The following is a 24,030-nucleotide window of genomic DNA, read 5'->3' as shown; positions in this document are numbered from 1 at the left end:
CCGGTTCAGCTTGCTCCGTTCTCGCGCACAAGGCGGATCGCGGTGGTTGAGACGACCGCCGGCCCGTAAATCGGGCCGGTTGCATAGGTGCAGCCGGCTTCGGCAAAGGCTGTGGCATCGGCCTCATTGTCGAGGTCGCTGATCCCGATTGCCGTGCCGAGGCGCTCGGCCAGTTCGCTGAAGGCCTTGACGATTTCCGCCTGCGGTTCCTGATTGTATTTGAAGATTGCGCCGTCGACATAGGTCGCATCGAAGCGGAAGCTCTTCAGCAGCGTCAGCGAGCCGTGGCCGTTGCCGAAGCCCGACAGGGTAACGCCCGCGCCGATGGTGCGCAGATACTGCAGGGCGAGCTTCGCCTGCTCGGGCGCTTCCTGCACGATATCCTCCGGAATGGAGAACACGATCTGGCGCGGCGCGACTTCCGATTCCCGCACAATGCTTTCCAGCTCGATCAGCGTGCTGGTTTTCAGCATCTCGTTGCAGCTCAGCTCGACCATCACAAACGGGCGGGCATTGGCGACGGATTGCTGCCATGCCGCGAGATCGTTGGCAGCCTGACGGACGGTGTAGAGGATGAGCTCCGCCGAGCGGCCGCTCTCCCGGCTCAGCTCGAAAATCTCGCCGGCGGAGACATCGCCGCGCTGGGGATGCTTCCAGTTCAGCGAGCACCTGAAGCCCGCAAGCTTCTGCCCCTCGAACTTCACGATCGGCTGGTAGAGCACCGTCATTTCCTGGCGGTCGATCGCGCGGCCGAGGTCGCCTTGCAACTGCTTGCGCTCGTCATCGAGCATTCTGAGCGCCGGACGATAGGTCTCGACTGTGTTGCCGCCCATGCGCTTGGCGCGCAGCATCGCCAGCCGGGCATCCTCCAGAAACGCCTCGGCGGTCTCATGGTCGTCGTGCCACGACGCGATGCCGATCGCCGCCGTGAGCGCGATCTCGCGGTTCTCGAAGGTGATCGGCACATCAATCGCGGCGGTCAGGGCGTCGGTGAACTCGGCGATCGCGTCCGGGTCATTGTGGGATTGCAGGATGATCGCGAAGCTGCTGCCCCAGATTCTGGACAGCGTGTCCTCCGGCTTAAGCAGCCGCTGGATGCGGCGCGTCAGCGCGATCAGGATGTTGTCGCCGGCGGCAAAGCCCAGCGTCTCGTTGATCTCCTTGAACCGGTCGATATCCGCCACGATCAGCGTCGGGTGGAGATGCGGCGCCGTGCGCGACAATGCGATCAGCGATTGCAGCCGGTCGGTGAGGATGGTGTGGTTCGGCAGGCCGGTGAGATTGTCGATCACGGCGTCCTGCAACAGGCGCTGTGTGGAGACCTTGTGGTCCGTCTGGTCGTTCAGCGTGCCGACACAGCGGATCACCTCGCCATCCGAACTCAGCACCGGCCGGGCGCGGATGGTCATGAAATGATAATGCCCGTCATTCGCGCGCACGCGGAATTCAAGCTTCAGCCGGCCGCGCCGCCATTCGAGGAACAGGTCGAGGGTGGAGCGGAACCGGTCGCGGTCGGCGGGGTGGAGATATTGCAGCCATGTCCGCGCCGGGCCGTTCAGCGCGCCTGGCGCAAGGCCAAGCTTGGGCGCGAAATCGGGCTCTGTAACGATCCTGTCGCGGCCGACATCCCAGTCCCACACCGTGGCGTCGGTGCCGAGAAAGGCGAGCGCCTGACGCTCCAGATCGGAAAACAGGCCGGGCTGATAAACTCCGCCGGCAAAGGCGTGCTGGATCACGGTGAAGCCGAGCAGCAGCACGATCAGAACCATGCCGCCGTCAAGCGCCGGCTGAATGATGTCGTTGTCGATCCGGCCGGTCACAGCCATATAGCCGGCAAACAGCCAGGCGACGATCAGCGCCCAGGCCGGCATCAGCAAGATCGCGCGGTCATAGCGCCGGAAGCTCAGGTAGAACATCAGCACGATGCCGGCAAGCACGGTTGCGGCGAACGAGAGGCGCGCAATGCCGGCGGCCGCGGATGGGTCGAACAGCGCCACGCCGAACAGCGCCATCAGGAGCACGCCCCAGGCGGCCGTGCCATAGCCGAGCTGGGCATGCCATCGCGCCAGATTGAGATAGGTGAACAGGAACACCACCAGCGAAAACGCGATCGCGACATCGGCGCTTGCCCGCCATATGCGTTGATCAGACGCCGACAGCGGTATGATCTGGTTCAGGAAATTGAAATCGATCGCGACATAGAGCAGCACCGACCATGCCAGCATCGCCGTCGCCGGCAGCACCGAGGTTCCCTTGACCACGAACAGGATGCTCAAAAACACCGCCAGCAGGCCGGCAATGCCGAGCACGATGCCGTGGTAGAGCGTGAAGGCGTTTTCTGTGTCCTTGTAGGCCTCGGGCTCCCACATGTAGAGCTGCGGCAGTTCGGCGGTGTTGAGTTCCGCCACGAAGGTGATCACCGATCCCGGATTGAGCGTGATCGAGAATACGTCCGCGTCGTCGCTGTTGACGCGGTTCAGCGCGAAGCCCTCGCTCGGCGTGATCGCCTCGATCCGCGACGAGCCGAGATCGGGCCAGAACAGGCCGGAGCCGACGAGACGGAAATGCGGCGCGACGATCAGCCGGTCGAGCTGCTCGTCGGAAATATTGGCAAGCGAAAACACCGCCCAGTCGCCGGAGTGGCTGTCGCCGGTGGAGCGGACCTCGATGCGACGTCTTATGCCGTTCGGGTCGGGCACCGTGGAAATCTGGAAGGTCTCGCCCTCATTGGGATAGAGCTCGACCTGCGAGGTCAGGTCGATGGCGACATCGCCGCGCGACACTTCCACCGGTTCGAGCGCCAGGGCCGGCGCGGCCACAGCGATCATCACGACGATCGCGCCAAACAGCGCCAGAAGGTTACGGCAGAGCCAGCCGGTGAGGGGGGACATTGGCATCAGCGGTCTTTAATTCCCTTTGCGGTCGTAGTCGTCTTTGAGCAGGGCAAAGAGAATATGATCCTGCCATTCGCCGTTGATGCGCAGATATTTGTGCAAGTACCCCTCCTTGGTGAAGCCGGCTTTTTGCAACAGCGACGCGCTGCGCATATTGGTGGGGATACAGGCCGCCTCAATCCGGTGCAACCTCAACTCCTCGAAGATATAGCGAATTACGAGTTGAAGTGCGGCGAACATATGACCCTTGCCGGCATATTCCTCGCCCATCCAGTATCCAAGCATGCACATCTGCGCCACGCCGCGCCGGATCAGCCCGATCGTGATGCCGCCGACCAACCTGTCGGGGTTTCTGGCAAAGATGAAAAGCTGGATGCCCGAGCCCGACTCGAATTCGAGATTGACCCGGGCGATGCGCTTGCGAAATCCGCGCCGGGTCATGTCGGCAGCGCTCCAGACCGGCTCCCACGGCTGCAGAAAGGCGCGGCTGCGGGTTCTAAGCGCTTTCCACTCCTCGAAATCGGCCATCCGCGGCAGCCGCAGCATATGGTCGGCGGATTGTATGGCGAACCGATGGCGCCGTCGCGCGCGGGACGAAATCAGCAACGCAGCCACGCCTGCTACTCCGCCAACCGGCTGTCGGAGCCGCCGGACGCGCGCGCGGGACGGCCCCGTGGCGCAGCCGAAGGCGGGGCGGTTTTAACGGCGCGACGGGCAGCGTGCCCGTCTGGTCTACCCGGCAGCATTCACCGCCTGCTTGTGATTGAAGCTGAGGCTGCCGGCGATGTCTTCGATCCCGCCAAGCTGGTCCAGCGGCCCGATTGCCGACAGCGTCAGCGGCGCGTCGTAGAAGGAACGGCCGGCAAGGTCGGTCAGGCGGCGCGGCGTGATGTTTTCGATGCGCAGCATCATTTCCTCGTTGGGGATCGGCCTGCCCCACAGCATCACCTGGCGGGCGATCTGCCCGGCGCGGGCGGCCGCGCTCTCCTGTCCCATCAGAAGCTGGGCGCGGATCTGCTGGCGTGCGCGCTCGATCTCGCTTTCGTCGAAATGATCGGCCGCGCGCTGCAGCTCGTTTACGATGACGGGCATCAGTTCGGGCAGTTGCTCGCCGCCGGTTGCCGCGTGCACCGCAAATACGCCGGAATCCGAAAATCCCCAGTGGAAGGCGTAGACCGAGTAGCACAACCCCCTGATTTCGCGGACTTCCTGAAACAGGCGCGAGGACATGCCGCCGCCGAGGATATTGGCGAGGATCTGCGAGCAGTAGAAATCCTGCGCGTGATAGGCCGGGCCCTCGAAGCCGAGAATGATCTGCGCATCGGAAAGCGTGCGGCTCTCGCGCACCTCGCCGCCGGTGTAGATCGCGGCCTCCATCTGCGGCGGCGTTTCCGGTTTGCGCGGAAGGGATGCAAAGCGCTCCTCCACCATGCGGGCGAAGGACTGATGGTCGACCGCGCCGGTGGCGACGATGAAGATGCGGTCGGTCGTATAGTTGCGGGCGAGATAGCGGCGGATATCGTCCGGCGTGAACGCCATCACGGTCTCCGGCGTGCCGAGGATCGGACGGCCGATGGTCTGGTCGCGAAAGGCCGCGCCCGCGAAATTGTCGAACACCACGTCATCGGGGATGTCGTTGGCGGCGCCGATCTCCTGCATGATCACGTTCTTCTCGCGCGCCAGCTCCTCCTCGTCGAAGGCGGAACCGGTGAGGATATCGGCCAGGATATCGACGGCCAGCGGTACGTGATCCTTCAGGACGCGCGCATAGTAGGACGTGGTCTCGGTGGATGTCGCGGCATTGACCTCGCCGCCGACATTTTCGATCTCCTCGGCGATCTGGCGGGCGGTGCGGCGCTTGGTGCCCTTGAAGGCCATGTGTTCCAGAAGGTGGGCGATGCCATGCTCGTTTATGAGTTCATTGCGCGAACCAGACTTGATCCAGGTTCCGATCGCAACGCTTTCGATATGCGGCATGTTCTGGGTAACGACGGTCAACCCGGAGGAAAGCCGGGTGTACTCTACGGTCATGCGGTCCTGCTTTCGTTTTGGTCAGTGCTCAACCTTTTTGGATGCCTGAACGAATATAGGCCTCGATGGCATCCAGGTCGGGAGAGAGGACACTGAAACGCTCCTCCTTGTCCATCAAACCAGCAAGCCATGCGGGAAGCGCCGGGTCAATACCGCTTGCCGATTTTACTGCGTCCGGGAACTTGGCGGGATGGGCGGTCGACAGCACCACCATCGGGTTTTCCCTGCGCTCGTGCTTTCTGGCAACGGCGACGGCGACGGCGGTGTGGGGATCGATCAGCACGCCGGTGTCTTTGAGCGAGCGCGCGATCTCGGCGGCAGCGCCCGCCTGATCCGTTCTGCCGGCGGCAAACAGGGCGCGGATTTCGGCGAGCGTCTTCTCCTCGATATCGAACGCGCCGGATTGTTTGAGCCCGGCCATGGCGCGGCGCACATAAGCGCTGTCGCGGTCGCTTGCCTCGAACAGCAGCCGCTCGAAATTGGAAGAGATCTGGATGTCCATCGACGGCGAGGTAGTGGCCTCGACGCCGCGCATCTCATAGCGGCCGGTCTCCAGCGCGCGGGCGAGAATGTCGTTCTCATTGGTGGCGATCACCAGCCGGCCGACGGGCAGCCCCATCTTCATCGCGACATAGCCGGCGAAGATATCGCCGAAATTGCCGGTCGGCACGGTGAAGTCGATCTCGCGGTCGGGCGCGCCGAGCGCGATGCCGGCGGTGAAGTAATAGACCACCTGCGCCATGATCCGCGCCCAGTTGATGGAGTTGACGCCGGAAAGCTTCACCTCGTCGCGGAAGCCGCCATCGGCGAACATCGCCTTGACGAGGTTCTGGCAGTCGTCGAAATGTCCTTCCACTGCGATCGCGTGGACATTGTCGGCGCCGAGCGTGGTCATCTGCCGCTGTTGCACCGGCGACACCTTGCCATGGGGAAACAGGATGAAGATGTCGGTGCGGGTGCTTGCCGAAAACGCATCGATCGCAGCGCCGCCGGTATCGCCAGAGGTAGCCCCGACGATCGTGGCGCGCTGGCCGCGTTTTGCCAGCACGTGATCCATCAGCCGGGCCAGCAACTGCATGGCAACGTCCTTGAAGGCGAGCGTCGAGCCGTGGAACAGCTCCAGCGTGAACCGGTTCGCGCCGCTCTGGACCACCGGCACGACCGCCTCGTGGCGGAAGGTGGCGTAGGCGTCGTCGATCATCGCCTTCAGCTCGTCATCGGCGATCTCGCCATCGATGAACGGCTTGATGATCGTGAAGGCGATTTCCTGATAGGTCTTGCCGCGCAGCGCGCGGATACTATCGGTCGGCAGGAACGGCCATTCGCGCGGCAGATAGAGCCCGCCATCCTTCGCGAGGCCGGCCAGAACCGCATCTGAAAAACCGAGGACGGGCGCCTCGCCACGGGTAGAAATATAGTCCACGCAAAGCCCCTTTGTGCTTGCCAGAATACGGAAATTGTCTAGCTTGTGGCAGGCTTTACCTGTTAAGACCGTTCTAATGGAGACGAGGGGGCGGTCGACCAGACAATCTGTGTTGGCGCTGATATAAAGCAAAGCCCGAGTGCTTGAAAACCCCTTGAGAGAGGAAAGGAAGTTTCGCCGTGTCATTTCGCACTACCCGCCGCGTGGCAGCTGTTCTTGCAATTTCGGGACTGGCGGCCTGCTCGACGGCCCAGAACGAGCCGGAGCCCGCGCCCGCCCGCCCGGTCACCCCGGGCATCAACCTGACCGCCTTGACGAAGCTCTGCCCGAAGGTGATGCTCGATGACGAGGTTGCTTTCAAACGCGTTTACTCGCCGGCCAATTCCGAAGCGCCGGAAAATCTCGCCTACCAGGTCTCGCTCGGCGAATTCAGCCGCACCTGCGCGGCCGCGCCCGGCGGCAACCAGCTGCTTGAGACGATTTCGATCGCAGGCCGCCTCGTCGGCGGCCCGAAGGCAAAGTCCGGCACCTATCAGGTCCCGGTCCGCGTCGAGGTGGTCGATGGCGATGTCGCGCTTTACGACCAGGTGATCCAGCAGGAAGTCACGCTGCCCGCCGAAGGCATGTCGACCCAGTTCCTGTTCCGCGCCGACAACCTGCCGGTGCCCGCCACGGCAGGCCCGAACACCGCCGTCAGAGTTGGCATCGCCCGCTGAGCGGTCTGCATCCTTCTGCATTGGAACAATAAAAAAGGCGGCTCCGGGGCCGCCTTTTTCGTGTCGTGTCTTTCGCCTTATCGCAGCCTTCCGGCCGCGTGGGCGAGCATGGTGTAGACCTTGCCGGTGTCCGATGTCAGGTAGGACTGGACCACGCCGCGGTCGCGGTTGTTGTGCATCACGTCCGACAGAAGCTTCTCGAAATCGGCGATATAGCGGTCGACGGAGGTGCGGAATTCGCGGTCGCCTTCATAACGCGTCTTGATCTCGTCGAAGGTGCGCTGGCCCTTCAGCGTGTAAAGACGTCGGGAGAAGATGTCGCGTTCGCCCTGCTGGTACCGGTGCCAGAGATCGGCGGCGGTGTCGTGGTCGATCGCGCTGGCGATATCGACCGAGAGCGCATTCAGCGTTTCAGCGGCCGGCCGGCGTTCGGCGGGTTTGCGGCTCTGGCCGGCTTCCTCGCGGGCGGCGGCGCGCAGCAGATCGCTGATCCAGCCTTCGCCGCCGGGCGCGCTGGAGCCTGACGACCGGGTCACCGCCTGGCGGGCGGGCTGCGCGGGAGCGGCCGAGGCCTTGGTTTCGAAACTGCCGAGGCTGCGTTCGCCGGAAGCGTTGCCGGCGGGCGATGCCGAAAACGGCGGCAGGCTGTTGCTGTTGCGCGGCGCGGCGGCGGCAGGCGCGGGGTCCTGGCGCGTAGCCGGCTGCGAAAGCTGGTTGCGCGAGGTCGACACCAGCGTGGAGATATCCTGCAGCGCGCGGATCTGGTCCTCGACAGCCTTGCGCATGGCCTGCGCGCTTTCGCGGGCCTCCTCGGGCATGTCGTGAATGCCGCGTTTGACGGCTGCACGTGTATCATCAAGCTCGGCGCGGATGGCTGCTGCTGCCTGTTCGATCTCCCTGGTCGCGCCGGAGAAGCGCTTGGCGGCGTCTTCGACCGAGCCGCGCATGGTCTCGCCCACGCGCTGCGACATCGTCTCGGCCTCGCGGCCGGTCTGGTCCATGGTCGAGGCGATCATGGCGGCGACCGCCTTCAGACCGCGCTCGATTTCCTGCGAACGCTCGGCAAGCCCGTTGGACAGCAGGCCGAGAGCCTCCTGACGCTCGGTGAGCGTATTGGCGAGGTTGGACTGGGCGGAACCGATCAGGTTCGAGGCGCGGTCCAGAATGCCGGCATGGCTTTCGATCTTCTCGACCAGTTCGCGCACCGCGGCAAGCGAGTTGGACGCACTGCCGTCGAGCGCATCGACCTTGTTGCCGAGCATGGCGCCGGCCTCGGACATCGAGGCGGCGGAGCGTTCTGCGGTTTCGGTGATGCGGTTGGCGGTCGTGTTGAGGTTCCGGTCGACGGAAGACAGGCTGTCGGCGGCCTCGTTGACGACGCCGGCGAGCAACTGGTGGCTCTGGCCGAGATGGCGCACCAGCGCCTCGACATTGCCGGCCAGCGCATTGCTGTCATCGCGAAGCTGACGGCTGGTCTCGTCGGCGGCCTGACGGATTTCCTCCGCCGCGATCCGGCCGGTTTCGGCGTAACGCGCGATCAGCGGCTGCGCCTTTTCGTCGATCAGGGCGTTGAGTTCTGCGGTGCGGCCGGCCAGCATCGAGTTGAGGTCGCGCGAGCGCTCGTCGAGCGCGGTGCCGACGGCTTCGCCGCGGGCGGCAAGCGCACGGTCGGCGGCGCCGAGGATTTCCTGCAGCGATGCGATCTGCGAACCGAGATTGTCGCGCAGTTCGGCGGCCCGTTCGGTCATGGTCCGCTCGGTTTCGCCCATCGACTGCGAGATTGCGCCGGCGGCTTCGGTGATGCCGGCATTCATCCGCTCGGTGCGCTGGGCAAGCAGGTTTTCGGCATCGCTCATCGTGCTTTGGATCGTTGCGATCTGGTTGTCGATCCGCGCGCTGGTGGCCGACAGGATCTCGCTGATGCGGGCGCTGTTTTCCGATGCGTTTTCGCTTGCCGCGTTGCTCTGTTCGGCAAGCGCCTGCTGCAGTTCGCGGGCGCGGTCGAAGATCGCGTTGGCGGAAAGTTCCATGCCCTCGCGTGCGGAAGCGACGGAGTTCGTCACCTGCTCGGTGAAGGCGCTGCCGCTGGCTTCGAGCTTCTGACGCGCTTCCTCGGCATTGCGGGTCATGTCGCCGGCGGCCTCGGCGACGGTGTCGCGCAGGCGGCCCGCCAGCTCGCCGGCGCGGCGATCCATCGTGCTGTTGAGATTGCCGATGCCGTGATCGAGTGCCTGTTCCAGCCTGCCGAAGCGTTCCTCGATCTGGCCGTGGCCCTGTCCGAGCGTCTCGGAAATCCGACCGTGGCTCTGTTCCAGGGAATCGGAAAGTCGGCCCTCAGCCTGTTCCAGGGTCTCGGATATTCTTCCGTGGCCCTGTCCAAGCGTATCCGAGAGACGGCCCTCAGCCTGTTCAAGGCTCTCGGATATCCGGCCATGCCCCTGTTCCAGCGTCTCGCTGATCCGGCTGTGGCGGGCGTCAAGGGCTTCGCCGAGGCGGTCGGCGGCGGAGGAGGAGGCGGTCTCGATGCCGCGCGTCTTTTCGTCCAGCATGCTGTTCAGCCGCTCGTCGAACTGCGCGCCGATCAGCGAGAAGGTGTTTTCGTGCGTCAGCAGCGTCTCGTGGAGCCGTTCCGAAACGGTCTCGCCGGCCTGTTCCAGGCGCTTGCCATTGTCTTCCAGCGCGCCGGAGATGCGCGCGTGAAGCGCATCGGCGGAGGCATTGAGCTGGCTGCTCGCGTCATTGGCGGTGCGCTCGAAGGCCGAGCGCTGTTCGGCGAAGGTGTTTTCGAAACGGGTCCGCGCCTCGTCGGACGAGCGTTCGATCGCGCTGACGTGGTTGGTGAGCGCGTCGTCGAGACGGCGTCCGGTTTCCTCGGCAAGCCCCTCGATCCGGAACGCGCCTTTCTCCACGGCATCGCCATGGCGGGTGAGCGTTTCGTTCAGCACACCGAAGGAGGTTTCCACCCGGTCGGTCATGGTTTCGGCCGAGCGGGTGATGAGCCCGGCGGCGGTCGAGACCTTTTCGGCGATCGCGCCCGCCGAGCCGCGCAGGCGGCCTTCGAGCGCGGTGCCGGCCTTGTCGATGGTGTCCTGCAGGGCTTCGCGCCGGCCTTCCAGCGTCATTTCCAGGAGGCTGGTGGAGGCGGCGATCGATGCGGAGATATTGGTGGTCTGGTCGGTAAGCGTCTCGTTGACCTGTGCGCTTGCCTGGTCGAAGGCGCGCTGGATCTCGCCCGCATTGCTGCGCAGGGCGTCTTCGAGCTGGGTCTGGCCCTCGCGATAGGCATCGCGAATACCGGCTTCGCGGGCTGCGAAGGTTTCCGCAATCCGGCTGTCGATCGCGCTGATGCGGCCGTCAAGCGCGTTGGCTTCGTTGGTGATGGCCGCCTGCAGCCGGCTTGCCACGCCCTCATAGGCGCCTGCGAGCTGGCTCTGGCCGGACTCAAGCGCCGCGGCAAGGCGTGCGGTATTCGATTCGATGGTCTGGCCGAAGGTTTCCTCGCCGGTCGAAAGCGTGGTCGCCAGCATGATGGCGTGCTCGCTGAAGCGCTCGTCGAGCCGGCTGGCGGCCTCGGTGAGCGTTTTCGCGATGCTGCTTTCGCCATCGCCCAGACCCTGGGTGAGGCGGTCGAACTGCTGGTCGATCCGTTCCGAAGCGCCCGCAATGGCGGCGGAAATGCCGGTCTCGCCGGTGCTGATCCGGTCGCTGAAGCGTTCGAACTGGCTGCCGATCTCGCCGGTCGCCTGTTCCAGCGCCTGGCCAAGCCGGCCCTGGCCCGCGCCAAGCGTCTCTTCAAGCCGCGCGGAATGGGTGTCCAGCGTCTGGGCGAAGGATTCCTCGCTCGCCGAAAGCGCCGTGGTGAGCATGATCGTGCGGTCATTCAGCGTGTCGCTCAGGCGCTCGGAGGCGGCGTTGAGCGATGCGGCGATGCCGTTCTCGCTGTCGCCGATCTGGGCGTTGAAGCGGGTGAGGCGTTCCTCCAGCTTTTCGGCCGCGGTGTTGAGCGTGCCGTCGAGCTGGTCCTGGCTGAGGCGGATGGTATCGCCGAGCTTCTCCGCCTGGTTTTCGAGCGTGAGGCCGAAGGTTGCCTCGCTTGCCGAAAGCGTCGCGGCAAGGTCCATCTGATGTTCGTCGAGCTGCTCCTTGAGCCGGCTCGAAGCGTTTTCCAGCGTTGCGGCGATACCGCTCTCGCTGTCGCCCACCTGGGTGTTGAAGCGTTCGAGCTGGGCATCGAGCCGTTCCGAAACGCCCGAAAGCGTGCCGCTCAGGCGTTCATTACCCGCGCGCATGCTTTCCTCGACGCGCGCCGAATGGGAATCGAGCGTCTGGGCAAGGCTTTCCTCGCTCATCGAAAGCGTGGTGGTCAGCATGATCGCCTGCTCGTTCATGCGGTCGCCGAGCCGCTCGGCGGCATCGCTGAGTGAGGCGGCGATGCTGGCTTCTCCGCCGGCGAGCTGCTGGTTGAGGCGGGCAATATTGCCTTCCAGGCGGTTGCCGGCTTCATCGAAGGTCTGGCCAAGACGCTCGTGCTCGGCGCTGATCTTGCTGCCAAGCTCGCGGCTGCGGTTTTCAAGTGTCTGGTCGAGCGCTTCGACATTGGCCGAAAGGCTGGCGGCAAGCGCCTGGGTTTCGTCGCTCATGCGCTCCTGAAGGCGCTCGGATGCACTCTCCAGCATGCTGCCGATAGTGGATTCGCCCTCGGCCAGCGAACGCGAAACGCGCTCCACGCCGCCATTGAGACGATCTTCCAGAGCATTGCCACTGGCTTCGAGCGCGCCAGTGAAATTTTCCAGGCGGCTGTCGATATTGCTGCCGAGCCGGGTGAGCGTGGCTTCCAGCCGCTGGTCGACATACTGGCTGCGTTCGTCGAACCGGCTTGCCGCTTCCTCATTGGCCTCGTTGAGCTTCTGGGTAAAGCGGGCCTCGGTCTCGGTGATGGTGTCGGTCAATCCGCCGACAACGCGTTCGAGCGCCGCGTTCATTGCGGTTTCGCTGCTTTCGGCAACGTCGCGCAGCTTGGCGGTGCGCTCCGACAGGATTTCGTCAAGCTTGGCGCCGCGCTCGCTGAGCGTTGCCGTCAGGCGCTCGGTGTCCTCGTTCAGCGCGGTCGCGCTGGTGTGGAAATCGCCGATAAGCTTGCGACCGCGCTCGTCGAAGCGGTTGGAAAGGTCGTTGAAGCGGTCGTCGAAGAGTTCGCTCAACTGGCCATAGCTGCGATCGAAGGATTCGCGCAGTGTGGTCGAGCGTTCCTCCAAGAGGTCGCCAAGCGACTGGGCCGCGCGGCTTGTGCTTTCCGTGAGCGTCGCCGCGCGGGTTTCGAGCATCTTGGCAACGCCGTCGCCGGCGGTTCCGACCGTCTGGGTCAGTTCATCCATCACCTGGGCGATGTCGGACTTCATCTGGTCGTTGGTGCCCAGAAGCGAGGTGCGGATGCGGGCGGCGTGATTGACCACAGCCTCTCGCTCGGCCGTCAGTTCCTGCACCAGATTGCGGATCCGCATTTCGTTTTCGGCATAGCTGCGCTCGAGCGCATTGACTTCGGAATGGACCAGGTTTTCCAGTTCCGAGGCGCGCGCGATGGTGCGCTCGATGCCTTCATTCATGGCATAGACTTCGCGCCGCACCGCCTGGCTGACATTGCGCACCTGCTGGGCGGCGTTCTCATCCGGGTCGGAAAGCTTGAGCGCGACCTCGGCCATCGAGCGGGCGGCCTCCTGCATGTCGCGGGCGCGGGCGAGCATCAGGTTGAAGGCGTAGAACACGAAGATCGGCGCGACGGTGAGCGCCGCGGCAAGGCCGATGCCGTCGATCGAGAGAATGTCGGCGAAGGAGCGGGCGCGGAAGATTTCCGAACCGAAGGCGACCATGGTGCCGCCAATGCCGAGCGCCAGCCAGCCGGCGGCCATGATGGTGGAGTTGCGCAACGCCTTGACGGTCGACGAGCGCTCGAAGGCGCGCAGCACGCGCTGGGTCGAGACGATCCCGGGGTCGTTCGCGGGGCGGAATTCGGGTGATTTCGGCCGGGCGGCGGTGGCGCGCGACGATGCGGGCGCAGCGGACTGCTTGCGCTGCGACGGCGCGCGCAGCCGCGGGGCCTTCTTCTGCGCCGCGTCGGCTTCACCGGAAGTGTCGTCGCTCGCCACATCGGATGCAAGCGCGTCCTCCAGTGCGTGGAGTGCCTGATCGTCGAGCGAAGAGCCGCCAGTTTGGTTCGCCATAATACGCCTCGCAACACACGGGCGGTCTCGCATCAAGGCGAAAGCCGGCCCGATTACTCTATTTCAATCCCGAACCACACAGCCGTTGCGGCCTGTCTGGCGCGGTACGCATTTTCTGAAACAGCGTCCAGATGCCTTTTCAAACGGGACCTTTTCCATATGGGAAAGGCCTGTAAACTCGGGCAAATGTCTTCTATTTCAAAGGATTATCCCAGCTTTTCATCGCACATTCGCCAGACGCGCACAACATCGTGAAAGTCTCCCTCCCGAAGCTCCCCGCGATCGATCGCGCAAGAGCCGGTTTTGCGGCGGCAAAAACCGATCAAATTCCGATATTTAGCAAATATTAACCATAATGCGCCTTTTCTGAGGCTTTCGCAAAACCAAAACGCGGGGCCTTCAAGCCCGGCGTCCGCCACGCCATATGGGCAAGGCGATATTGACTGCCTCGCCCAGATGGCCCAATTAGCGCTGAACGACCCTCCCGAAAAGACCAAGGCCCGGCAAATGCTCAAACTGAAATTCATCGGCAATGACGATACGGTATATGACCTCGAGGTGCAGGACGGCTCGACCGTGATGGAAAACGCGGTCCGTAACGGCGTGCCCGGCATCGAGGCGGAATGCGGCGGGGCCTGCGCCTGCGCCACCTGTCACGTCTATGTCGACGAGGCCTGGACCGAAAAGGTTGGCGAGCCCGAGCCGATGGAAGAAGACATGCTCGACTTCGCGGTCGACGTACGCGCCAATTCGCGGCTTTCCTGTCAGATCACCATGTCCGCCGAACTGGACGGCCTGACGGTGCGGGTACCCGACAGCCAGGGCTGAGGCGCGCGCAGAAGGGGCAATGACGGCTTTCCGAGTGGACGAGCGGAAGGCCCGGATGTATGCGGGTCGTGACGGTTTCCCGTGCTTCGCCATGATGCCGCGCGCGTCATCTTTCTGTCTTGCCGCATGTTCGGGAACCTTGCCTGGTTCCGCCTGACTGCCAATTGCCCTGGAGGAACATCATGATCGAAGCGTCCGCCAGAATTTTTCAGCTGCGAAAGCTTGAATGCGCGCACGGGCGCTCGCTCACGCTCGGGCCGCGCGGCGTGCTGATGGCGATCGTCAATGTGACGCCCGATTCCTTTTCCGATGGCGGACAGTTCGACAGCGTCGAGGCTGCTGTTGACTTTGGCCTTGGGGCTGTGGAGGAGGGGGCAGCGATCCTCGATATCGGCGGCCAGTCGACCCGGCCGGGCGCCGCCGATGTGACGCCTGCCGAGGAGCAGGACCGCGTGCTGCCGGTGGTCGAGGCGCTGGCGGCGAAAACCGAGGCGCTGATCTCCATCGATACCTACCACGCCGAGACCGCCCGGCTCGCGGTGGCGGCGGGCGCGCATATCGTCAACGATATTTCCGGCGGCACGGCGGAGCCCGAGATTCTGTCCGTGACGGCCCGAAGCGGTGCGGCCTATTGCCTGATGCATACCAGCCGCCGGGATGACACGCTTTCCGATCCGATGGCCGATCAATTCGCCTTTCTCGAAGAAGCGCTTCGTGCGGCGCGCGCTGCGGGGATCGCCGATGACCGGTTGGTCCTCGATCCCGGCTTCGGCTTCGGCAAGGACAGCGACGACAATCTTGCAATCATGGCGCATTTTGAGCGGCTGCACGAGCTTCGCCTGCCGCTCCTGATCGGCACCTCGCGCAAGCGCTTTATCGCCGCCCTTGCCGGGGCCGACGACAATCTCGCGCGCGATTTCGCCACTGCCGCGACCACCGCGCTGCTGCGGCTTGCCGGAGGCGCGATATTCCGCGTGCACAATGTCGCGGCCAACAAGGCGGCGCTTGCCGCCGCCGACGCAATCATTTCCCGACGGTATGGAGACCGGTCATGAGCGGACGCTACACGATCACCATGAAAAACTGCGCCTTCTATGCCTATCACGGCGTATTGCCGGAAGAGGAGCGAATGGGCCAGCGCTTCTTCGTCGACGTCATCGTCGATGTCGATGACGCGGCAGCCCTTGCCGACGATTTCACCAATGCCGTCGATTACGGCGGGCTCTATCCGGTGGTGGGCGCGGTGGTGACGGAACGGCGCTTCCAGTTGATCGAGGCGCTTGCGGCCGCGATCGCCGAGGCCGTTGCCGCCTATCACCAAGCCATCACGCGCGTCGAAGTGGCGGTGCGCAAGCCCTCGGTGCCGATCTCGGGCATTCTCGATCATGTCGAGGCGAGGCTGGTGCGCGATGTCCGCTGAACCCGTCCGCGCCGCGCTCGGGCTCGGCGCCAATCTCGGCGATCCGGCGGCCGCCATGGCGCGCGCCTTGCAGTTGCTGGATGACGGGGAGGGCACCGCAGTTGTCGCCGTCTCGAAGCTTTACAGCACCCCGCCCTGGGGCCTTGTCGAGCAACCGCCCTTCATCAATTGTTGCGCGCTGGTCGAAACGTCACTGCCGCCGCAGGCGCTGATGCAGCGCTGCCTCGATATCGAAAAGCAATTGAAACGGGTGCGCGATGTGCGCTGGGGCCCGCGGTTGATCGATATCGATATCCTGACCTATGGCACGGAGACTTTGAATACCGAGACCGTGACCATCCCCCATCCGTGCATGCTGGAACGCGGCTTCGTGCTGATGCCGCTCGCCGAAATCGCGCCCGACCTTGCCGTCAACGGCCGCGCGGTGTCTGAATGGGCATCCGAGGCCGATATGGCGGGCATTGTCGCGATCAGCGATGACGGGGCATGGTGGACGGCGTGAGCGCGCTCCGGTTTTCCGAGGACGCCGCTATTTGATCGCGCCAACGGTGAAGGGATCGCCCTCGCGCTTCAGCGACAGGCCGATGACCGGAACATAGCGGGTGCCGCCCTTGATCAGAAGCGTGATGTTGAGATCGTTTTCGCTCTGCATGCTGGTCACCAGAGCGCCCTCGACCTCCTTGCGCCGCAGCGAAATCACGGCTTTCTGGTCCTCGATGCTGCCGCCGGTCACCGCCAGCCCGTCGCCATCCTCGCCGTCGAGAAACTGGCCGCGATAGCTGTCGCCGTCGCGGATGAACACGGCGGTGATCGGGTGGGAGAACAGGCCGGCGCGGCATTTGCCGTTCAGCTTGAAACCGCCTTCCTCGCCGGTTACCGGAAGGCCGTCGAGTTCGCATTTGAAGTGCGTGCCCTTCAGCTTGCCCTCGACGATCTTGCCGGGGCCTGTCCATTTGCCGGCAACCTGGCGGAAGAACGCGTCGTCATCGCTTTCGGCAAGGGCGCTTGCCGGAAGCGCCGCCGCGAGGGCCGCGATCAGCAGGGCGGAGCGAAGGATGCGGAAAGTGGGGGCCATCGATTGTTCCGGTTACGCAAGACATCAGTTCGGTAGCCAATCATGACGGCGAATGGTTAAGCTTTGGTTTGCGCACAATCTATGCTTGCGCGCAGGAGCCTATGGGTTCGACAGGTCGCGCTTTTCGCCGGGCGCGAGATCGCCGATGAAATCGCCCATGCCGGGGCGTTTCAGGGCGTGGAACGGCATCGGGCGGCAGAGATCCATGGCGGCGATGCCGATGCGGGCGGTCATCAGCCCGTTGATCATGCCCTCGCCGAAGCGGGCGGAAAGCTTGGAGGCGAGGCCATGGCCGAGCACCTGCTGGATTAGGCTGTCGCCGACGGCGATCGACCCAGTGACGGCCAGATGCGAGAGCACGTCGCGGATCAGCCGGAACATGCCGACAGAGCCGGGCCGGCCGCCATAAAGCTCCGCCATGTTGCGGATCAGGCGGATCGATTCGTAGAAGACATAGAGAAGATCGACGGCGGCGCGCGGGCTGATGGCGGTCACCACCGATACGCGCTTGGAGGCGTTGAGGATCAGCGCGCGGGCTTTCAGGTCCAGCGGCGCCATCATCTCGCGTTCGCAGAATTCCACAAGCTGCGGCGCGTCGACCACCTCCTCGTCGAGTTCGGACAGCCGCTGGCGGCCGCGCGCGGTCTCGGCCTTGCCGGCAAGCAGCGTGGAAAGCTCGCGGGCGGCGGTGCGGGCGCTTGCGGCATCGCTGCTCGCATGGGCCTCGGCCATCTTCAACTTGATATGCTGGATCGCGCCAAGCCGCATGATCGCGACGATCTCGCGGGCCACGACCACCAGCGCCGCCGCCACGCCCACCACGACAGCGCCGAGCGCCAGCCAGCCGAGCCAGGGCGCGCGGGCGAACAGCGAACGCACCAGATCGTCGATCCACAGCCCGATCGCCAGCGACAGCAGGATGCCGAAGGCGATGCCGGCAAGCTTGGAAAACGAGAAGCCGCGTTTCTTCATGGTCGCGACCGGCGGCTCCATCTCGTCGGCCGCGATCGTCTCCGCGTCGTTCAGGAACGGGTCGTCCTCATCGGGCGTCACCGGGGGCGGATCGAAATGGCGGGGCGGGCGGCGCGGCTCGTCTTCCTTGCGGGAGGCTTTCTCCTCGATATCGAATACCGCCGGGCGGCGCGTGTGGTCGGGGCTCATGCCAGTCTGTCTCCGATCAGAAACTGCAATGCCCGGTCGAGGCGGATATGCGGGATCGAAACCCCGCCCTCGCTGGCCTCGATGTCGATCTCGGGCGGGCGGAAACGCACGGCATTGATATCGGCAAGGCTTTCCGGCACGTCGCCGCCGCGCTTCAGCATGCGGAAAAACGCCTCCGGATTGGCCGGCAGGTCGCCGGGGAAGATTGCTGTTTTTCGAATTCCATCAAAGGTTTCCGTGCCGATCTTCTCGCCTTTTATAGGGGTGCCGACGATGACCGGAAGAACCTGCGATCCGGATTCAACCGTAGCTTCCCGCGTCGCCCGGACGGAGGCGATCGCCATCACGTCTATCCCGGCGCCGGAAATGCCGATGGTCTTGATCGCGTCATTGACGAGCCGGCGGGTCAGCTTTTCCAGCCGGTCATGGCTTTCGTGATGCAGATGGTCGGCCTTGGTGGCGGCGATCAGTACCCGGTCGATCCGCCGCCGCGCAAGCGAGGAGAGCCAGGAATTGCGTCCCGGACGGAAGCAGGACAGCACCTCGGAAAGCGCGCGCTCCAGATCGGCGATCGCCTCCGGCCCGCGGCTCAGCGCCTGCAGCGTGTCGACCAGCACGACCTGGCGATCGAGTCGGGCGAAGTGGTTGCGGAAGAACGGCTTCACCACGACGGATTTATAGGCCTCGAAGCGCCGCTCCATCTGGGCTGCAAGCGAGCCGCGCTTGAATTTTTCCTCGCCAAGACCCGGCAGCGGCGCGAAGGTGAGGGCGGGCGAACCTTCCAGATCGCCCGGCATCAGAAAGCGCCCGGGCGGCAGGGTGGAAAGCGAATGCTCATCCGCCCGGCAGGCGGTCAGATAGGCCGTGAAGCTTTCATGCAACGCCTTCAGGGCTTTTTCATCGGCAGGCGCGTCATAATCGAGAGAGCCTGCAAGCTCCATCCAGCCCTTGGCGAGCGCCGCTCGCGCCGGGCTTGTCGCCCGCGCCTCGGTCTCGCGACTGAAGGTGCGGAAATCCTGACCGAGCAGCGGCAGGTCGAGCAGCCATTCGCCTGGATAATCAACGATATCGATGGAGATGCTGCCACGCGAGAACATCCGGTTCCAGCGGCTCGCGCTCTGATAATGCAGCGTCAGGCGGAGTTCGGACACCGCGCGGGTCGAATCGGGCCAGATGCGTTCGTCGACCAGCCGGTCGATATGGGTTTCGTAGTCGAAGCGAGGGACCTGATCGTCGGGCTGCTCTTCCAGCCTGATGTCGGAGATGCGCCCAGAACGCATCGCCTCGAAGAATGGCAGGCGGCCATTATGCAGCAGGTTGTGGACAAGAGAGGCGATGAACACCGTCTTGCCGGCCCGCGACAGGCCGGTGACGCCAAGCCTGAGCGTTGGCTGAACAAGGTCGGAGGCGCGATCCGTGATGTTGTCGAGCGTAAGTCTGGCATTGTCGCCCAGCGACGTATGGATCGGCGTCAAGATCGGCCTCCTTTCACGGGTCTACCCGCAATATAGGGAAGCCGGCGCGCGGATCAAAGCGCTGTTGTGAACGGGAGCGTGCTTGCGCACTGGCCTAGTTCGGCGCGAGGAAGGCCGTGATATTCCATTGCGGCGTTTCGGTGCCCGCGCCATCGCCCGCGTGATCGAGCACAGCCATGCCGGCGGTGGGGAAGCCGTAGGGGCAGGCCCTGTTGAAGGCTTCGGGGCCCACCAGCATCAGCAGCGTTTCCTCTATGCCGGGATTGTGGCCGCAGATCAGCACGGTCTTGGCGTCGGCATTCTCGGCCAGCGCCTCCAGATAGGTGACGGGCGCGGCCTGGTAGAAATCGTCGAGGAACCGGCAGGCCGGCGCGCGGCCGAGCGTACGATAGGCGGCATCCGCCGTCTGCCGGCAGCGCATCGCGGAAGACGACAGGATCAGGCCTGGAACGTAGCCGCTCTGCTTCATCCGCTCGGCAAGCTCGGCCGCGTCATCGACGCCGCGCTTGGAGAGCGGCCGGTCGTAATCGCGCATGGTCGGCTCGGGCCAGACCGCCTGGGCATGGCGCAGAAGATAGATCCGGTCGGGGTGCGGGTTGATGGTCGACATTCTCAATCTCGAAGCGGCGTGAAGCGGTATCGAACGCGCGGTGGCTGCGCTGACATTCAAAAATCGACCATGTCTTTACCATGATTTTTTCACAAGGCCTCACGCTTTTTTGCCGGCTTTGTTCGATGCTTCCGGAGCGCGGAAAATCCATTCAAATACAGCCCTGGAGAGCGATATTCGCCGGTCCTGCAACGCAGGCGCGATTTTGAACGGCATTGTGACAGGAAGGCCGTTCTTCAGGCAGGGCCTATTTTTTCAACAGTTTTTTACCTGCCCAAATATGAAGCAGAGGCTTGAATTTTCGTATTTGTTTGGGATATACACCGCCCGTGGGGTGTTGTTCAGGAGAATGGCTTTGAACAAGAACATTGATCTTAGTAGCTATGTTCTCTCCGATAACGAAGAGTTCATGAATCCCAACCAGCGGGCCTATTTTCGCGCAAAACTGATCGCCTGGAAAAACGATATTCTGCGGGAAGCACGCGAAACGCTCGAACATCTGGCCGCCGAAAGCGCCAACCATCCCGATCTCGCTGACCGGGCCTCTTCCGAAACCGACCGTTCCATCGAATTGCGGGCACGCGATCGTCAGCGCAAGCTGATCTCGAAGATCGACGCGGCGCTGCGCCGTATCGACGACGGAACCTATGGTTATTGCGAGGAGACGGGTGAGCCGATCGGTCTCAAGCGGCTCGATGCGCGACCAATCGCAACCCTGTCGATCGAGGCGCAGGAGCGCCACGAGCGACGCGAAAAAGTCTACCGCGACGAATAGCATGACACATCAAAAGGCCGCGCCAGAGGACGCGGCCTTTTGATTCTCATGGCTGTTTGCGCTTGCCGCCGAATCACCTGGGCTCGGTGGGCGCGGCTGCGGGCTTTGCGGCGGTCTCTTCGGCCGAAGGCGCGCGGCGCGTGCCGATGGGCGCCGGTATGCGGGTTTCCAGAAGGATATCGTTCGGGCCGCCGATCATCACCAGATGTTCGACATTGTCGCGCCGGATCAGCACCACCCGGCGGCGCGCGTCGACGGCTGCGGCATCGACCACGAAAAGCCTGGGCTTACGGTTCTTGCCGCCCCTTATGAAGGGCGATGGCGGGCGCAGATGCATCAGAACCCAGATCGCGACTATGACCACGATGATCACGCCGATCGCGATCAGCGGTATATCGAAAATCATGCTGCCAAAACCGAGGTCGCCCATCGTCTGCCTTTCACTGCCTATGCCATGTCTGCGCATTGCCTGCGCATGCGCGGCACAATCTAGCATGGCTTACGGATTGAAATCGCGCCTTTTTTGGCAATATCACCAGAACGAAGCAAGGCATGGGCGCAACCGGGTCGCAGCGGGGCGGAAACCGTGCGGCAATACCGAAATTTAAGCATTTGTCGCTAGATATGCTTGCAGAACTGGCCGATCCTGTTGCATCGGGCACCAACGATGTTTCGCGGCGCGGGCCGGACGGATGACGAGGTTTCAATGACATCAGGGCAAAAGGACGACACGGGCAGCGAGACCACCGTCAGGCGCGGCTTCGGCGCCGGCATCATCTCCCGGCTGGCGCTCGTGCTTCTCATCCTGGCGACGATCGTCGTGCTTGCCTACCAGTATCGCGGCTATCTGCCGGAAGATCTTCTGCTGGCGATCCTCGGTCTGTTTGCCGTGCTCGGCGTGTTTTTCGTGCTGGCCACGCTGACCGGCCTTGCGGAACTGTTCCCGACGGGACGCCAGAATCACTTCGCCCGGCCGTTTCTCGACCAGTATCCCGAAGCCGTCGTGATCACCGATCACCGCAACCGGCTGGTCTATGCCAACGCCGCCTATGGCCGGCTGACGGGGGCGGCCGAGCCTGCAACGCTTGATACCCTGCTTTCGGAGGAGCCGGAGAGCTCGGAAGTGCTTTATCGCCTCAGCCAGGCGGTGCGCGCCGGCCGCGACGGGCAGGAGGAGTTCCGCCTCGTCAAGGCGCTTGCGAACGGGGAAGGCCCGCGCTGGTATCGCCTGCGCGCCCGCTTCTTCCCCGTCACCGACAGCCGCGCCACGACGCGCAATTTCCACATCTGGCAGATTTCCGACATCACCGAGGAGCGCCAGGAGCAGGAGCGCTATTTCCGCGAATTGCAGAAGGCGATCGACTATCTCGACCATGCCCCGGTCGGCTTCGTGGCGGCGGATAGCGACGGGAAGGTCAGCTATATGAACGCCACGCTCGCCGGCTGGCTGGGCGTCGATCTCGCCGCCTTCGTGGCCGGCCGGATGAAATTCTCCGATCTGGCGACCGGTGAGGGCATGGCGCTTCTGACCGCGCTCGATCCCGAACCCGGCGCGCGCGTCAGCGAACGGATTGAGGCGAACCTGAAGCTCGCCTCAGGACAGACCATGCCGGTGGTCATGCTTCACGAGGCCGTTGGCGGCCGCGAGGGCAGGGCGGGCGACAGCCGCACCGTGATCGTCCGGCGCGAGGCCGACGAACGCGCGGGCGATGCCGCCCCCGGCCGGTTCTTCGACGATACGCCGATGGCGATCGCCACCGTTGACCGCGATGGCAGGCTGCTCACCACCAACACCCGCTTCCTCACCATGTTCGCCGACCTTGTGCGGCGCGAGGATATCGGCACGGGCACCCGCGCGGGCGGGCTGATCGATGCCGGCGACCGGCCGCGGCTGGATGAGGCGCTGGCAGCGGCAGCGGCGGGCCAGAGCGATATCGCCCCCTTCGAGGCGCGCCATTTCAGCGACGACAGCCGCCATTTCCGCTTCTTCGTCCATGGCGCCAGCGGCTCCGCGCCGGATGCGCAGGCGCTGATCTATGTGATCGAAATCAGCGAACAGAAATCGCTGGAGGCGCAGATGGCGCGCACCCAGAAGCTCAATGCGGTCGGCACGCTTGCCGGCGGCATCGCCCATGATTTCAACAATGTGCTGACCGCGATCCTGCTTTCGGCCGATCATCTCCTGCTGCAGTCGCGCGCCTCCGACCCGGAATTCGCCGATCTGGTGGAGATCAAGCGCAATGCCAACCGCGCCTCGGGGCTCGTGCGGCAATTGCTGGCCTTCTCCCGCCAGCAGACCATGCGCCCGGAAGTGGTCGATCTCAACGACGTCATCGGCGACAACAGGATGATGATCGAACGCCTCACCGGCGGCTCGGATGTGCGCCTCACCACCGATTTCGCCCGCAATCTTTGGCCGGTGAAGACCGATCCCGGCCAGTTCGGCCAGGTGATCACCAATCTCTCGGTGAACGCCCGCGATGCCATGCCCGAGGGCGGCACGCTGACGGTGACGACCCGCAACGTGCCGGCGGCAGACGTCGCGAGCCTTGGCCTGCGCGAGGTGCCGGAGAAGGACTTCGTGATGGTCGAGGTCGCCGATACCGGCACGGGCATTCCGCCGGAAGTGCTGGACAAGATCTTCGAACCGTTCTTCACCACCAAGGATGTCGGCAAGGGCACGGGCCTTGGCCTTGCCATGGTCTATGGCATCGTCACCCAGTCGGGCGGCTTCCTGCACGCGGTTTCCGAAGTCGGCAAGGGCACGCGCTTCATCATCCTGCTGCCGCGCCATCAACGCGCTGCCGGCGAGAAGGACATGGCCGAAGCGCCGAAGGACCACAAGGGCAAACCGATCGCCGCCGCCTTCGGCGAGGGCAATGAGAGCGACAACGAAGCCCCGCGCGAGGAGGATATGGACCTCACCGGCCAGTCCGCCGTGGTGCTTCTGGTGGAAGACGAGGACGCGGTGCGCCGCTCCGGCAAGCGCATGCTGGAAATGCGCGGCTTCACCGTCTACGAGGCCGATACCGGCGTCCACGCCCTGAAGGTGCTGGAGAAGCTCGAAGGCGCTGTCGATATCGTCGTGTCCGACGTGGTGATGCCGGAAATGGACGGCCCGACGCTTCTGCGCGAGGCGCGCCGCATCTATCCCGACCTCAAATTCATCTTCGTCTCCGGCTACGCCGACGACGCCTTCGCCAAAAACCTCCCCGACGACGCCAAATTCGGCTTCCTCCCGAAGCCGTATAATCTGAAACAGCTGGTGGCGGCCGTGTGGGAGATGATCCGGGAGGGGTGAATGATACCCGAATTGATGGGCAACCGCATGGTTGATCCGGACGTCCGCCAGATCAGAGGCAGCATAAAGCAGACCGGAAACCACTTAAGAACGACCATAAGCC

At 64.0% G+C, this 24,030-nt stretch carries 17 protein-coding genes; 7 read left to right on the top strand and 10 right to left on the bottom strand.

Going from position 1 to position 24,030, the window contains the following annotated elements:
* Window positions 1–5: 5 nt before the first annotated feature.
* The 4 genes from V6765_RS13170 to thrC form a co-directional block, all read right to left on the bottom strand.
* The gene (locus tag V6765_RS13170) at window positions 6–2,897 is read right to left on the bottom strand and encodes an EAL domain-containing protein (protein WP_448429460.1); all 2,892 of its coding nucleotides are present in this window, start codon (window positions 2,895–2,897) and stop codon (window positions 6–8) included.
* Window positions 2,898–2,906: 9 nt separating this feature from the next.
* Complete coding sequence (locus tag V6765_RS13165) at window positions 2,907–3,440, bottom strand: GNAT family N-acetyltransferase (protein WP_448429458.1); 534 nt, start codon at window positions 3,438–3,440, stop codon at window positions 2,907–2,909.
* A gap of 186 nt (window positions 3,441–3,626) precedes the next feature.
* Window positions 3,627–4,925: a M16 family metallopeptidase gene (locus V6765_RS13160; RefSeq protein WP_448429456.1), complete on the bottom strand. Its 1,299-nt coding sequence runs from the start codon at window positions 4,923–4,925 to the stop codon at window positions 3,627–3,629.
* Between the two features lie 28 nt (window positions 4,926–4,953).
* The gene (thrC, locus tag V6765_RS13155) at window positions 4,954–6,348 is read right to left on the bottom strand and encodes a threonine synthase (protein ID WP_448429454.1); all 1,395 of its coding nucleotides are present in this window, start codon (window positions 6,346–6,348) and stop codon (window positions 4,954–4,956) included.
* Between the two features lie 179 nt (window positions 6,349–6,527).
* Here thrC and V6765_RS13150 point away from each other — a divergent pair, with 179 nt between their 5' ends.
* Complete coding sequence (locus V6765_RS13150; protein WP_448429452.1) at window positions 6,528–7,064, top strand: hypothetical protein; 537 nt, start codon at window positions 6,528–6,530, stop codon at window positions 7,062–7,064.
* A gap of 77 nt (window positions 7,065–7,141) precedes the next feature.
* Here the strand turns inward: V6765_RS13150 and V6765_RS13145 are convergent, their stop codons facing one another.
* A complete protein-coding gene (locus V6765_RS13145; protein ID WP_448429450.1) occupies window positions 7,142–13,282 on the bottom strand; it encodes an apolipoprotein A-IV repeat region-like domain-containing protein in 6,141 nt (2,046 codons plus the stop codon).
* A 507-nt stretch (window positions 13,283–13,789) separates the two neighbouring features.
* Here V6765_RS13145 and V6765_RS13140 point away from each other — a divergent pair.
* The 4 genes from V6765_RS13140 to folK all read left to right on the top strand — a co-directional run bounded on the left by V6765_RS13140 (window position 13,790) and on the right by folK (window position 16,032).
* Window positions 13,790–14,110 (top strand): 2Fe-2S iron-sulfur cluster-binding protein, encoded by a 321-nt coding sequence (locus tag V6765_RS13140; RefSeq protein WP_026173774.1) that lies wholly within the window; start codon window positions 13,790–13,792, stop codon window positions 14,108–14,110.
* Between the two features lie 182 nt (window positions 14,111–14,292).
* Window positions 14,293–15,165, top strand: coding sequence for a dihydropteroate synthase (gene folP, locus V6765_RS13135; protein ID WP_448429448.1), 873 nt, complete (start codon window positions 14,293–14,295; stop codon window positions 15,163–15,165).
* On the top strand, window positions 15,162–15,530 hold the full coding sequence (gene folB, locus V6765_RS13130) for a dihydroneopterin aldolase (RefSeq protein ID WP_448429446.1): 369 nt from the start codon (window positions 15,162–15,164) through the stop codon (window positions 15,528–15,530). Before folP ends, folB begins: the two co-directional genes overlap by 4 nt.
* A complete protein-coding gene (gene folK / locus V6765_RS13125) occupies window positions 15,520–16,032 on the top strand; it encodes a 2-amino-4-hydroxy-6-hydroxymethyldihydropteridine diphosphokinase (RefSeq protein WP_448429444.1) in 513 nt (170 codons plus the stop codon). The genes folB and folK overlap by 11 nt, the downstream gene beginning before the upstream one ends.
* Window positions 16,033–16,059: 27 nt before the next feature.
* On the opposite strand, the gene V6765_RS13120 is transcribed toward folK, so the two are convergent.
* From V6765_RS13120 to V6765_RS13105, 4 genes are all read right to left on the bottom strand, one after another.
* Window positions 16,060–16,605 (bottom strand): hypothetical protein, encoded by a 546-nt coding sequence (locus V6765_RS13120; RefSeq protein ID WP_448429442.1) that lies wholly within the window; start codon window positions 16,603–16,605, stop codon window positions 16,060–16,062.
* 99 nt (window positions 16,606–16,704) lie between these two features.
* Window positions 16,705–17,766 carry a YcjF family protein gene (locus V6765_RS13115; RefSeq protein WP_448429440.1) on the bottom strand — a complete coding sequence of 354 codons (1,062 nt, stop codon included), beginning with the start codon at window positions 17,764–17,766 and terminating at the stop codon, window positions 16,705–16,707.
* Complete coding sequence (locus tag V6765_RS13110) at window positions 17,763–19,241, bottom strand: YcjX family protein (protein ID WP_448429438.1); 1,479 nt, start codon at window positions 19,239–19,241, stop codon at window positions 17,763–17,765. Before V6765_RS13110 ends, V6765_RS13115 begins: the two co-directional genes overlap by 4 nt.
* Before the next feature lie 94 nt (window positions 19,242–19,335).
* Entirely contained in the window at window positions 19,336–19,851 is a 516-nt protein-coding gene (locus V6765_RS13105) for a SixA phosphatase family protein (protein ID WP_448429436.1), read from the bottom strand.
* A 355-nt stretch (window positions 19,852–20,206) separates the two neighbouring features.
* On the opposite strand from V6765_RS13105, the gene dksA reads away from it, so the two are divergent.
* Window positions 20,207–20,626 carry an RNA polymerase-binding protein DksA gene (gene dksA, locus V6765_RS13100; RefSeq protein WP_448429861.1) on the top strand — a complete coding sequence of 140 codons (420 nt, stop codon included), beginning with the start codon at window positions 20,207–20,209 and terminating at the stop codon, window positions 20,624–20,626.
* A gap of 73 nt (window positions 20,627–20,699) precedes the next feature.
* On the opposite strand, the gene V6765_RS13095 is transcribed toward dksA, so the two are convergent.
* On the bottom strand, window positions 20,700–21,056 hold the full coding sequence (locus V6765_RS13095) for a flagellar biosynthetic protein FliO (protein WP_448429434.1): 357 nt from the start codon (window positions 21,054–21,056) through the stop codon (window positions 20,700–20,702).
* 276 nt (window positions 21,057–21,332) lie between these two features.
* On the opposite strand from V6765_RS13095, the gene cckA reads away from it, so the two are divergent.
* Entirely contained in the window at window positions 21,333–23,927 is a 2,595-nt protein-coding gene (gene cckA / locus V6765_RS13090; RefSeq protein ID WP_448429432.1) for a cell cycle histidine kinase CckA, read from the top strand.
* Window positions 23,928–24,030: the final 103 nt, after the last annotated feature.

The sequence above is a fragment of the Martelella sp. FOR1707 genome (assembly GCF_053484265.1).
This window is presented reverse-complemented; position numbering and strand designations above follow the sequence as displayed.